The sequence below is a fragment of the Hyunsoonleella sp. 2307UL5-6 genome (assembly GCF_047345485.1).
In the GTDB taxonomy this organism is placed as follows: domain Bacteria; phylum Bacteroidota; class Bacteroidia; order Flavobacteriales; family Flavobacteriaceae; genus Jejuia.
Genome location: NZ_JBLFEN010000007.1, coordinates 159,549 through 173,887 on the forward strand (window position 1 = coordinate 159,549; position 14,339 = coordinate 173,887).

Genomic DNA, 14,339 nt, shown 5'->3' on the forward strand with positions numbered 1-14,339 from the left:
AAAAATATCTATAAAATTGTAAATACTAACACGTGTATCACATATGGAGTTATTCCATTCCTCATTACAACCATGTAGTTCGTCTAAAAGGTAACTTTTTCGGCATAAAGACTTATGTTAAATAGCCAATTTTTCGTACTTTGTTTTGTCTAAACAAACCTAATGAAAAATTTAACTACCCTTATGGTGCTCATTTTTTGCGCCCTTAAATTCTCAGCTCAAGAAAAAATTCCTTTTATAGACCTTGATGAAACTTACGAACAACTATCTCGTGAAGCCTCCATTGAAGGCTATGCCAAAAACATTGAATTACTTAATAAAATCAGCAAAAACGACTCCTCCTACTGTCGTGTTTTAGTATCCAAATCATATTACCAATTAAACTCAAAAAAATATGATGAAGCTCTAAAAACAGTAAATAAAGGACTAAAAGGAGATTGTAACGATTTAGATGTTTCATTCTATATTAATAAAGGACTTACATATACACTTATGGAAGAATATGATAAGGCTTTAAACGTATACGATACCGCATTAAAAACCTATCCTAAAAATGCTGAGTTATGGTGTAGTAAAGGAATAGCTTACGAAAAAGCTTTAAAGACAAAAGAAGCTATTAAAGCCTATGAAACTGCAATTATACTTAAGCCTACATATGCAAGACCACATTTACAATTAGGTAATATTTGTTATAAACAAGAGCGGATTACACAAGCATTAATGTGTTTTAACATCTATTTAATTTTAATTATTGATGAAGACAATGCATTTAATACGTTACAATCTTTAAATAATACAGTATCTAGTAAAAATGAAAATGAAGCAAATCCCGATTTAGAGATTTCTTTAGACGATGACGCTTTTGATGAGTTAGATTTAATTTTAAACAACAAAATTGCACTCAATAAAAAATACAAAACAGGGCATAAAATAGAAGTAGCTTTAACAAATCAAAATCATGCAATGCTGGACCAGATAGCAAATTTTGAAGGTAATGGTGGCTTTTGGGATAAAAAATATGTTACACTATACAAATGGATTGCAGAAAACAATCATTTTGAAAATTTCATCTACACACTTTGTTACCCCATAGAAAACGAAAAGTATGCTAAAATTATAAAAAGTAATGAGAAAAATATTATTGAATTTCTAAAAAAATTCTATGATAAATGGCGTAATATTTTAAGCCCTAATACTTTAGATTTTGAGGGAGAAACCCAAGAGGTAAATAGTTTTTATTATGATAATTACACACAAGCTATAGGTAAAATGAATGGTGAAACCTCAGTTGGGAAATGGCTTATATACCATGAAACTGGTCAATTGGCTTCAGAAGGTGTATATAACAATAATGGAGAACGTGATGGTACATGGACCTCGTATCACACTAATGGCAAAATAAAAGAAGTAGCCACTTATAAAAACGCTACACTAAATGGAAAAAATACATACTTTTTTGAGAATGGTAAACCAAAATATATAACGAATTATGAGAATGGAAAATTAGATGGCGAATACCTATTATATAACGACAAAGGTGGCTTGTACGAGAAAAAATACTTTAAAGCAGGACAATTAGATGGCTTATACCAATCTTATTTTAAAGTAGGAGAATCGTTATTAGAATGGCATGTTCCATATAAAAATGGTGATGTTGAAAATATGGCTAAAGAATATTACGCAAATGGTGATGTTTATGCAGAAATACCTTTTGTAGATGGAAAAAGGCATGGTATTGAAAAAAAATATCAATTTAATAAAAATGTAGGTTCTGAAATTAGTTATGCAAATGGTGAATTAAATGGCCCTTACAAAACGTATCACACCAATGGCAACATCAAGAAAGAAGGTATCAGTATTAACAATTTTTACAATGGCCCTTTTAAAACTTACTATAGAGATGGCACATTAGAGAGTGATGAAAATTATGATGAAGGATCTCTTGATGGTTTAAATAAATACTATGATACCGATGGTAAATTACATACTGAGTTTTTATATAGAAAAGGCGAAATAATTGCATATAAATACTTTGATAAAGCTGGTAAGATTATAAAAGAGGCCAGAAAAAAGGGTGGGAAATTTAAATTTAATGGATATTCGCCTCAAGGTGTAAAATTTTCAGATGGTCTTTATGATATTAAAGGAGGAAAAGAAGGACCTTGGGAATATTATTCAAGTAATGGTGTACTTACTAGTAAAGGTATTTACAGTGATAATAACATTAATGGGGCTTATACAACTTACTATAACAACGGTGAAGTAGCATCTGTATCTCAATACAAAAACGATTCGTTACATGGGTATTACGTGCAGTATCATAAAAATGGTAAAATGAAACAACAAGGCTGGTATAAAAAAAATGCAGCCCATGGCACATGGAAAAACTACTATATTAATGGCACATTGAAAGAAAATAATTTTTACCATAACGGCCAATTATATGGCACTCAAGAATTATTTGCTGTAAATGGAAAACCTGAGCGTACATATATGTACAAACAAGGTAAACTATACTCTGAAGTCTATTTTGATAATAATGGTAATATACAAGATACTATAAATTATCGCCCTGAAACTAATGACTTTAAAGTAGTTTATACGTTTAATAACGGCAAAACCGATTTAGAAACCACATATGTTAATGGTACAAAACATGGAAATTATATAAGCTATGATTATTATGGTAATACCCTACTAGAAGGCTCTTACAATAATGGTGAAATGAATGGAAAATGGACATGGTATTATCCTGATGGCACATTAAGTTATGTTAAAAATTATCGTGATGGGAATTTACATGGCGAAATTTTAAATTACCATAAAAATGGTAAACTAAAAGAAAAAGAAATCTACGAATTCGGAAAAATTGTAGGAAGTTCAACAGAGTATCATGACAATGGGGAAGTATCACAAACTACCGAATATGATTATGGTGATGTACATGGAAGAAAAGTATTTTATGACCAATCTGGCAAATTACAACTCATTCGTTTTTATAACCATGATAGGCTAATTGGTTACAGTTATTTAGATACGAATTCTAAAGAATTACCCATGATTGCTATAGAAAATGAAACAGCCAAAATAAAAGCTTATTTTGATAATGGAAACGTATCCCGAGAAATGGAGTATAAAAATGGAGCACTTGTAAACGACTATAAAGAGTATTTTTATTCTGGACAAATAGATACAGAAATGACATTTATAGATGGAAAATATAATGGCACATTAATTAAATATTATGCTAACGGAAATAAGAAAAATGAATTTAATTATGAGCATGGGGAACTTCAAGGAATAACTAAGTATTATTATGAAAATGGCACATTAAAAGAAGAAATAAATTATCTAAACGATTATTTAAATGGCCCAAATACATATTATGATACTAACGGAAAATTAACCAAAGAAGAATTATACTTTAATGGTGATATTTATAAATCTAAAACTTTTTAAAGATGCGAATATTATCTTTTATTATCATATGTTTAAGTATGACATGTTTTGGGCAGCAATCTGAGGAGTTTAAACGCTTTAAAAATTTATACCCTAATGCAAATTCTGTAACTATAAACAAAGAAACAAAAATTACCATTAAATTAAACGACGAAAACATCAATGTTACTCAAGAGTTTATTGAAGAAGATTTGTATTTGGATGAAGGCGCAAGTAGAAATTCTAAACGATCGTTACATTTCTCTTCTTTTTTTGAATTAGAAAATGTTGAGGCGTCGTCATTGATTTTTTCAGACGGAAAATATAAAGAAATAGAAGTTAAAGAATTTACAGAAAAAGATGAGTTAGACCAGTCATTCTATGACGATTCCAAATCCTTAAATTTCATTTTTCCTAACCTTCAAAAAGGTGCCAAATCTCGTTTAAAATATTCTGAAAACGTTAAAAATCCACGCTTTCTAAGTCCCTTTTATTTTGCAGATTTCTCTCCAATTGTTAGTAATAAAGTCACCATTATCACTGATAAAAATGTGAATTTAAAATTCAAAAAATTTAATACAGATAATTTAGATATTAAGTTTACTACACAAGAGAAACGAAATAATATAATATACACGTGGGAATTAAAAAATATTGATAAATTTAAGTACGAATCTAATACACCAACTTATAAAAAAATATTCCCTCATATTGTACCAATCATCACATCATACAAAACAAAAAACAACACGATTGCCTTGGCAAACAAAGTTGATGATTTGTACAAGTGGTATTATTCATTAGTAAAAAACATTAATAAAGATGCACCTGACGAAGCACTTGTTGCGGTAGTAAATGAGATTACTGCAAATACTTCTAACGATTTTGAAAAGGTAAAGGCTATATATTATTGGGCTCAAAAAAACATAAAATACATTGCATTTGAGTATGCTTTGGGAGGTTTTGTACCTAGACAAGCTAACGATGTTTTTAAAAAAAAATACGGGGACTGTAAAGATAATTCTAGTATACTTTATCAAATGCTTGATATTGCAGGAATACAAGGTGATCTTACTTGGATTGGCACCAGAAAAATACCTTATAGTTATGCTGAAGTACCTACGCCTATTGTAGATAATCATATGATTTTATCTTACACTGATAAACAAGACAATACTTATTTTTTGGACGCCACTGGCCGTTTTATCCCCATTGAATATCCTACACCTTTTATACAAGGCAAAGAGGCTCTAATTTCTAAAGGAGAAACTGGTTTTGTAATTAAAAAAGTACCTGTTGTTCCTGCTAAAAAAAATGCTGTAATTGATACAACATTTATCAACTTGAACGGTGAAAATCTTGTAGGCACTTCAAAAATAGAAATATCTGGATATAGAAAATTAGATTGCTTTAATATCTTGGAATATGCTACTACCAAACAAAAAACAAAAACGTTTTATATTAAGCAATTTCAAAAGGGAAATAATAAATTTATAGTAGATGATTATACAGAAACAAATAAGTTTGATTATGATAAAAACCTTATTATAGATTATACATTTAATATTAATGGATATGCTAAAAAACTGGGTGATGAAATTTATATAAACCTTAATTTAAATAAAGAGTTAGCGCCTTATAAAATGAATGAAGACCGGGAAAATGAGATTGAATATGAGTATAAAAACCATTTTAGTTACACCACAACTTTTAATATTCCCGAAGGATATAGTGTAGACTACATTCCTGAAAATATATCTATTTCTAACACTTTAGTATCTAGTGATATTAGTTATAAAAAAAACGTAAAAACTATTACCTATTCGCATACTGCGACACTAAATTTTATTAACCTAAATTTAGACGAGCAAAAAGAATTGAATACTATCATCAAAAAAATTAATAAAGCTTACAAGGAAGTTATTGTACTCAAAAAAATATAATTTAATATGCTTAAGATAAAACTACTTTTAATACTATTATGTGTTGGCCAAATAACTAGTGCTCAAACAGACTTATTCTTTAAAAATTACGATTGGGAAAAAACCCCTAATTATACTATAGAAGAAGGTACAGAAGACCCAATAATTGCCATAAAAGACAAGATGGCTACAGAATTTTATTTTGAAGATGACGGCCTTGTAGAATACTTTATGGAACACAAAATACTTTGGCTAAACTCTGACGATAAAATAGAAAGTTTTAATAAAGTGTATTTACCTTACAATAACACTTCAGAATTAAAAGTTAACAAAGCTAGAGTAATCACAAAATCAGGTGAAATTATCGAATTAGGAAACGATAAAATACTTACTGCTAAAGATGAAGAAACTGGTAGAAACTACAAATATTTTGCGTTTGAAGGTGTTACCAAAGGTAGCTTTATAGAATATTATTATGTAGTAAAACGCTATCCCAGATATAGTGGTAATCGTTTAATCTTGCAATCTAGTTACGACAAACAGCAAATGGATTTCGATTTATATGCTCCAAAAAATTTAGTGTTCGAGTTTAAAACATACAACAACACACCCGAAGTTATATTAGACACTATAATGGAAGACAAATTACATTGGCAATTAAGTATGAAAAATGTAAAAGGACTTATAAACGAAGAAGTCTCTGCTTACAATGCCCTAAAAAGCGCTGTAATTTATAAGTTAGATCGTAATATTGCTAGTAATACTAAAGACATTACTTCATATAGTAAAGTGGCACAAAACATCCATAATTTTTATTATGCTGAAATAAGCGATAGAACAAATAAGCAACTTAAAAAGTTTATAGCCGAAGCTACAGGAAAGAAAAATCTTGAAGGAGAAGCTCTTATTAGAAAACTAGAGTTTTATATAAAAAGTAACATCTTTATTACAGAAGGGAATAATGAGAATTTAAAAGATCTTGAAGAGGTTATTAAAAACAAAGTTGCTAGCGAGTCTGGAGTTTTAAAACTATATGTAGCATTATTTAAATACCTTGATATAAAACACGAAATAGTGTTAACGAGTGATAGGCAAGAGTTAAAATTTGATAAACAGTTTGAAGCCAATAACTTTCTAACTGATTTTTTAATATATTTTAATAAGCACAAAACCTACATGTCGCCTGGTGAATTAGAATCTCGTTACGGATTTCCACCAGCCTATTTAACTGATAATTATGGTCTTTTTATTAAGGAGGTTAAAGTGGGCGATTTTACTTCTGCATTAGGTAAAATAAAATATATAAAACCTATTGCCGCCGAAAAAACTGTTGATAAAATGGTGCTAGATATTTCTTTTGAAGCTGATGATATTGAGAATTGTAAGATAAAATTAGAACGCGCCATGTCTGGGTATTACGGGATGTATTTCCACCCTGTAATGCACCTTATAAAACAAGAAAATCAAGACGAGTTAGTTGAGAGTTTTGCAAAACGCTTGGATGAAAGTGTAACCATTAATAGTAAAGAAATTCTGAATGGAAACTCTGAATTATTTGGAATAAAACCAATTGTATTTGCTCTAGATTTCGAATCTGAAGCCTTTACTGAAAAAGCAGGTAAAAAATACCTTTTTAAAGTAGGCGAAATTATAGGACGACAAATGGAAATGTACCAAGAAAAAGAGCGCGTTTTACCTGTAGAAAATGAGTTTACACGAAGTTATTACCGCACCATAACAGTTACAATTCCTGATGGTTATAAAATTGCAAATCTTGATGACATTAATATTAAAAACCTGTTTACCAAAGACGGTGAAGAAATTTTAATATTCGATTCTTATTATGAGTTAAATGGTAATCTATTAAAAATAACTGCTGATGAACATTATCGTGAAAACATTATAGACGTTGAAAATTACGAAGCATATAGAACAGTAATAAATAGTGCAGCAGATTTTAATAAAGTGGTTTTAGTTTTTGAACCACTATAAACATTGAGCTTCTAATTTATGGCACAACACAACGAACTCGGTAAAAAAGGCGAACAACTAGCTGTAGATTTTCTTCTGAAAAACAGCTACGAGATCATTGAGCGTAATTACCGTTTTGATAAAGCTGAAGTAGATATTATGGCTAAAAAAGGTGATGTTTTAGCCATAGTTGAAGTAAAAACACGCTCTACAGCAGATTTTGGAGACCCTCAAGATTTTGTGAAACCAAAACAAATTCAACGTTTAGTAAAAGCCGTTGATGAATATGTTACCGTAAATGATTTAGATGTTGAAGTTCGTTTTGATATTATTGCCATAGTTAAAGAAAAAGGCAGTTATAATATCGAGCATTTAGAGAATGCGTTTTATCATTTTTAATGCCATTAAAAGCGAAGCGAAGCATCCTATTTATTAGCTAAAAGAGTATTCAGTTATTCTTCCTACAGCATAATAACCTACTTTTCAAAAAGTCCTTAAATGTCGTGTTGCTATCTGCAAGTTTAGCGCGTTTCGCATCCCACTACTCCCAAAATAAATTCGAAATAACAAGAGATACTATTGCTTATCTTCAATAGAAGGCTGTGAATCTGAAGTTTCAAAAAACTGTTTTAATTCCTCAAAATCTTCTGGTTTTAGAGCAATCTTTTTATCCTTATCTAGAATAAAATAAGTTGGTGTTGCGGTTACACCGTAGCTATTGCCTATTTCGTTATCCCATTTACCTTCACCGTACACGTGAAAAAAGTTAGGAAAATCATACGTTAAAGTTTTCCATCCGTAAGGCTCATCTTCCAAACCTATAGCTATTACTTTTAACTTACCTTCTTCAAAGGTCTTGGTAAATTCATGCAACTCTGGAATTTCTTTTAAACAATGCGAACAACTACTACTCCAAAAGGCTACAACATAGTGTTCTGCAATATCTAATTTACTTAGTAAGGTCTTTACGGTTTCTTTATCTTTAGTAATTTCGATAGAAAAATCAGGTGCATTATTTCCAATAGTAATATTTTGATGTAATATTAGCGCCTGTAGCAATTGCTGGTCGTTTAATTTAACCGATAAATCCATCAAATATTTTTCTGCTATAAAGTTAGCAACAGATTCTAGTTTTAAATCTACCATTTGCTCCCATAAATCTGTAAATAATGATTTTTTAATCTCATCTGGAGCATTTTGCATTGCTGTACTAAAAACGTCAATATTTCTTTTGTAATCTTCGGCTTCATTACCATTTTGTGACGACATACCAAACACGTAATTCAACATGCGCTCTGTTAAAAAATTAGAACGTTGTAAAATCGGATTATTAAAATCTACGTGATTAAAATAATTTGCTTTAAGTCCTTCAACATATGTATTTACGTCAATAATATCTTCTGGAATATAAGGTCTATTTGCTTTTACAAAATGTGAAGCTATCATACCGTTTGAAGCCTCTTCATATCCATTTTGAGTTTCTTTTTGCGTTTTAAAAATAGATGCTAAAGCTAAACTATCTTTAGTTTTACTACCATCTCGAAAATAATTACCTATGCTATTAGTTATCATCAACATGCTATTTGTATAAGATTCTAGTAACTTATTTTCCATAGAAGCTATAAACTCAACCCCTGTTTCAGAATTAAATTTAAGCTCAATATCTTCTTCACCGTTGTATATAATATCAAAATTATATTCCTCTTGAGGCACCGCATAAGTTATACGATACATGCCTTTAGTTACTGTTGAATCTAATTTAATTTCGAAACTACCATCGGCAGCAATAGGTGAGTTTGTTACGTAATTGGAATGTGTAGGATCTACTTTGTATAGCAATGCAATTTCAAATTCTCCGGCTGGTGCAAATGTACCTTTTATGCTGTGTTGCCCAAAAAGGATAACAGGGGTTAAAAAAAGTAAAAAAAGTAAATATTTTAAATCCATTTTAAAGTTTTAAGTTCTGAAACACGTTCAAGATGATAATGTATTTATTCTATTTTAATATAAAACAATAATTACGCCACAATAGGCTGTAAAGCCTCTAAAGCTTGTTTTACTGATGTTATATTTTCAAAAATAAGCAATAATCGTAAGCCATTTCTGGTTTGTTTCTCTTTCATTTTGCAAACCTTTGGATGCGTTTGTACAAATTGTAATACTTTGGTAAAGTTAGGACTTTGATAAAAACTACTTTGCTGATCTGTAATAAAATAACCAATAAGTTTGTTTTGTTTCATAATGACCTTTTCAAAACCAATTTTGGTGGCTAACCACTTTATTTGGACACTGTTTAATAAATCGGTCACTTGTGCTGGTAACTCGCCAAAACGGTCTATTAATTCTAGTTTAAATTTTTCTAGTTCTGCTTCAGTTTTTAAATTATTAAGCTGCGTATATAAATTTAACCGTTCTGCAATGTTATTAACGTAACTATCAGGAAATAACAATTCAAAATCTGTATCAATCGTTACATCTTTTACGTAAACCTTCTCTTCACCTTCGTCTTCATACAAATCTTTAAATTCTTTTTCTTTAAGTTCATCTATGGCTTCATTTAGAATTTTCTGATAGGTATCAAACCCTATTTCATTTATAAAACCACTCTGTTCTCCACCTAATAAGTCGCCTGCCCCACGAATTTCTAAGTCTTTCATCGCAATATTAAATCCGCTTCCTAATTCAGTAAATTGCTCTAAGGCTGTGATACGCTTTCTTGCATCATCCGTCATCGCAGAATACTCTGGAGTAATGAAATAACAGAACGCTTTTTTATTACTTCGTCCCACACGACCTCGCATTTGATGCAAATCACTCAATCCAAAATTATTGGCGTTGTTTATGAAAATAGTATTGGCATTTGGGACATCCAATCCACTTTCCACAATAGTTGTGCTTACTAAAACATCAAAACCACCATCCATAAACTGAAGCATCAATGATTCTAACTTTTTACCTTCCATTTGCCCATGCCCAATACCAATTTTAGCATCTGGTACCAAACGTTGCAACATGCCCGCCACTTCTTTAATATTTTCTATACGGTTATGAATGAAGAATATTTGTCCGCCACGTTGAATTTCATAACTCACCGCATCGCGAATAGTTTCTTCATTAAAACGAATCACATGACTTTCTATGGGATAGCGATTTGGTGGTGGTGTTGTAATAACCGACAAATCTCTAGCCGCCATTAAACTAAACTGTAATGTTCTTGGAATTGGCGTAGCGGTTAAGGTTAATACATCTACATTTTCCTTTAAAGTTTTCAATTTTTCTTTTACAGCAACACCAAATTTCTGCTCCTCATCAACAATAAGTAGGCCTAAATCTTTAAACTTCACATTTTTATTTACGAGTTGGTGTGTACCAATAATAATATCTACTTTTCCTTCGGCTAAAGCCTCTAAAGTTTCACGTTTTTGTTTGGCAGTTCTAAACCGGTTCACATAATCCACCACTACAGGAAAATCTTTTAAACGTTGTTTAAACGTTCTAGAATGCTGGTATGCTAAAATAGTTGTCGGCACTAAAACAGCCACTTGTTTCCCATTATCTACAGCTTTAAAAGCTGCTCGTATTGCCACTTCGGTTTTACCAAAACCAACATCGCCGCAAATAAGTCTATCCATAGGGCGCTCACTTTCCATATCGGCTTTAATATCAGCTGTTGCGGTACTTTGGTCGGGCGTGTCTTCATAAATAAACGAAGCCTCCAACTCGTGCTGCATGTAGCTATCTGGATTGTACTGAAAACCTTTTTGAGTTTTACGTTTAGCGTAGAGTTTTATCAAATTAAAAGCCACATGTTTTACACGCGCTTTTGTTTTTTGTTTTAGCGTTTTCCAAGCACTACTGCCTAATTTATAAATCTTAGGCGGTTTACCATCTTTACCATTAAACTTGGTGATTTTGTGAAGCGAATGGATGCTTAAATACAACACATCACGCTCGCCGTAAATCAGCTTTATGGCTTCTTGTTTTTTGCCTTCTACATCTATTTTTTGGAGTCCGCCAAAACGGCCTATACCATGATCGATGTGGGTGACATAATCACCAATATCTAAGTTGGTCAATTCTTTTAACGTAATGGCTTGCTTTTTGGCATAACCACTTTTAATTTGAAATTTATGATAACGCTCAAAAATTTGATGATCGGTATAACACACAATTTTACTATCATGATCTACAAATCCTTGATGCAAGGATAATATTACCGTTTGATAATCTTTAACATCCAACTTAGCATCGTCAAAAATATCATGGAATCGTTTGGCTTGCTGTTCGCTTACACAAGCTATATAATTGGTGTATCCTTTTTCGTGGTTTGCGTTTAAATCTTCAATTAAAAGGTTAAATTGTTTATTGAATGCGGGTTGGGGCGTGGTGTTAAACACTATCTCGTCATTAAGAGAAGCGTGCGACGAGTTCGTCTCTCCTAAAGAAGCAGATTGCTTCGTTCCACTCGCAATGACGTTGTTTTTAAAAACAGTAGAAGTTCCAAATTCGATAATAGAAAACTCTAGAAGCTGTTTTTTCAATACCTCCGAATTACAAAATAACTCATGCGGTTTAGCATGTTTTATATCTTCAGAAAGTTCTTTAAAAGCATCTTCAGCTTTTGAATAAAAATCATCTATCCTAGAGAAAAGTAAGTCTGCGTTTTTTAGTCCAACAACAGTTTTTTGAGCGATGTATTTCAGGAAACTTTGTCGCTTTTCTTCCATCAACTTATTCGCCACATTAGGAATAATATTGATTTTTTTAATTTGTGCTACGGATAGTTGAGTTTCAACATCAAAAGTTCTGATTGAATCTACCTCATCGCCAAAAAATTCAATCCGATACGGTTCATCATGTGAAAACGAAAAGACATCTACAATACCACCACGTACGGAGAATTCTCCTGGTTCGGTTACAAAATCTACACGTTTAAATTTATATTCAAACAATATTTCATTTACAAAATCTATAGACAAATTATCATTTACACCTACTTTTAGTGTATTGCGTTCTAGCTCTTTTCGTGTTACTACTTGCTCAAACAAAGCATCAGGATATGTAACAATTATTGCTGGTTTTTTTTGAGAATTTATACGATTTAAAACCTCGGCACGCAATAATACATTAGCATTATCGGTCTCCTCAATATCATAAGGGCGTCTATAACTTCCAGGATAGAATAGCACATCTTTTTCACTTAATAATTGTTCTAAATCATTAAGGTAATGTGCTGCTTCCTCTTTATCATTAAAAACTAATAAAAAAGGTTTTTCGGCTGTTTTAAATACACTTGAAATCACAAAGGAAAGTGATGATCCTACAAGTCCCTTTAAATGTGTTTTAGTTTCAGTTTGAGCAATAGTATTTTGCAGATTTTGCATTTGCAAAGTCTGTAAATAGGTTTGAGAGATTATAGATTGACTCACCTAATTTTGTTTTGAGGTGCAAATATACAGTTTAGGTTTATTTTAAGTATAATGATATTAAATCTTTGTTTACATTAGTCTCACAAAGTTTATAAGTTTTGAAAAATATAAAACGAATTTTAAAGTGGTTAGGATATCTATTATCAACATTAATCGCCTACATTATTATCTCACTTATATTTTCTTCTATAACTGTAAATAAAAATGATGAAATAACAAAAAACATCAAATCGGTTTATTTACATACTAATGGTGTACATTTAGATATAGTTATTCATAAAAATAATATTAGTTCTAAAACTTTAGAAAACATCTATATTCTAGAAGATGAAAATTACATTTCTTTTGGCTGGGGTGATGAGAATTTTTACATAAACACACCAACTTGGGGAGATTTAACTTTAAAAAATGGGTTTTCGGCCATGTTTCTAAAAAGTACGTCATTGATGCATGTAACGCGTTACACAACTAAAGATGATAATTGGACTCTTGTAAAACTTAGTGAGCGTGAATTAAATGCACTAAACACCTACATATTCCAAACTTTTAAATTAAATAACGATAATAAATTCGATATACTTCCAAACACATTCTACACTGCATTTGATAATTTTTATAAAGCTAATGGCAGTTATTCTTGCTTAGACACTTGTAATTCTTGGGTAAATACGGGCTTTAAAGCTTCTGATTTAAAGGCTTGTTTATGGACACCTTTTGATTTTGGGTTGATTAACAAGTATAATTAATCAGATGTAACACATTAGTTAAGGATTATAACGAGACCATTTTTAAATTAATGGCGTAAAAATAAAAGTCCGACCCTTGCGGCAACCAGTTTGCTATACCGCAGTTAGGCAAGCGCCCAACTTCTAGATACAATTTCGATAAAAAAATCAAAATCACTAGAAGTATTATCTACGTTTATTTTATAAAAATGGGTTTAAATTCTTAAAAAAAATATGTAGGTTTGCAGCACTAAATAAAGAAATATAATATGTCGTTTTCAGATTTATTTGATAGTGGTTTTAAAAAGCGTAATGAAAGTCATTTTGCAGCAATAGTGCGTGTGGCAATGGCTGACGAAGTGATTACAGATGACGAAAAGGCCTTTTTAGACCGATTGGCACGTAGATTGGAAATTGGCGAAAACGATTATAAACAGATTTTAAAAGATTATAATTCGCATCCGATTAATCCGCCAGTATCTTATGACAAGCGTTTAGAGCGTTTGTACGATTTAGTACGTATGATTCATGTGGACACCATCACTGGAGATTCTGAAATTGAACTTTTGAAAAAACTAGCTGTGGGGCTTGGTTTTCATGCCGTAAACGTAAAATACATTATCGACAAAGCATTAACACTTGTAAAAAATGGTGCTGACTTGGATGATTTTGTGGATCAAATAAAGAATATGAATAGATAATAACTTCATTCTAATACATATAAATAAAGCGTCTATTTGGGCGCTTTTTTTGTGGGTTTAATTATGAGTTTTGATTGAATATTTGCTCTTTTTCTTTGTATTCTAATCCGTTTGGTAATAGTGTAGATGAAAATTCCAAGTGTAATACACGGC

The 14,339-nt window shown here is 31.1% G+C and carries 8 protein-coding genes; 6 read left to right on the forward strand and 2 right to left on the reverse strand.

Features of this window, described 5'->3' with window-relative positions; all coding sequences use genetic code 11:
• Window positions 1-162 precede the first annotated feature (162 nt).
• Genes ACKGJY_RS13425 through ACKGJY_RS13440 form a run of 4 tightly spaced genes read left to right on the forward strand, consistent with a single transcriptional unit; the run spans window position 163 to window position 7,730 of the window.
• Window positions 163-3,459, forward strand: a complete 3,297-nt coding sequence (locus ACKGJY_RS13425) for a tetratricopeptide repeat protein (protein WP_413974416.1) — start codon at window positions 163-165, stop codon at window positions 3,457-3,459.
• Between the two features lie 2 nt (window positions 3,460-3,461).
• Window positions 3,462-5,381: a DUF3857 domain-containing protein gene (locus tag ACKGJY_RS13430; protein ID WP_413974417.1), complete on the forward strand. Its 1,920-nt coding sequence runs from the start codon at window positions 3,462-3,464 to the stop codon at window positions 5,379-5,381.
• Window positions 5,382-5,387: 6 nt separating this feature from the next.
• Window positions 5,388-7,352: a DUF3857 domain-containing protein gene (locus ACKGJY_RS13435; protein ID WP_413974418.1), complete on the forward strand. Its 1,965-nt coding sequence runs from the start codon at window positions 5,388-5,390 to the stop codon at window positions 7,350-7,352.
• A gap of 18 nt (window positions 7,353-7,370) precedes the next feature.
• Complete coding sequence (locus ACKGJY_RS13440) at window positions 7,371-7,730, forward strand: YraN family protein (RefSeq protein ID WP_413974419.1); 360 nt, start codon at window positions 7,371-7,373, stop codon at window positions 7,728-7,730.
• Between the two features lie 177 nt (window positions 7,731-7,907).
• Here the strand turns inward: ACKGJY_RS13440 and ACKGJY_RS13445 are convergent, their stop codons facing one another.
• Window positions 7,908-9,278 (reverse strand): TlpA family protein disulfide reductase, encoded by a 1,371-nt coding sequence (locus tag ACKGJY_RS13445; RefSeq protein ID WP_413974420.1) that lies wholly within the window; start codon window positions 9,276-9,278, stop codon window positions 7,908-7,910.
• A gap of 71 nt (window positions 9,279-9,349) precedes the next feature.
• On the reverse strand, window positions 9,350-12,760 hold the full coding sequence (mfd, locus tag ACKGJY_RS13450) for a transcription-repair coupling factor (RefSeq protein ID WP_413974421.1): 3,411 nt from the start codon (window positions 12,758-12,760) through the stop codon (window positions 9,350-9,352).
• A gap of 98 nt (window positions 12,761-12,858) precedes the next feature.
• Here mfd and ACKGJY_RS13455 point away from each other — a divergent pair, with 98 nt between their 5' ends.
• Window positions 12,859-13,506 (forward strand): DUF2459 domain-containing protein, encoded by a 648-nt coding sequence (locus tag ACKGJY_RS13455; RefSeq protein ID WP_413974422.1) that lies wholly within the window; start codon window positions 12,859-12,861, stop codon window positions 13,504-13,506.
• A gap of 248 nt (window positions 13,507-13,754) precedes the next feature.
• Window positions 13,755-14,186 carry a TerB family tellurite resistance protein gene (locus tag ACKGJY_RS13460; RefSeq protein ID WP_413974423.1) on the forward strand — a complete coding sequence of 144 codons (432 nt, stop codon included), beginning with the start codon at window positions 13,755-13,757 and terminating at the stop codon, window positions 14,184-14,186.
• The last annotated feature ends 153 nt before the right edge of the window (window positions 14,187-14,339 follow it).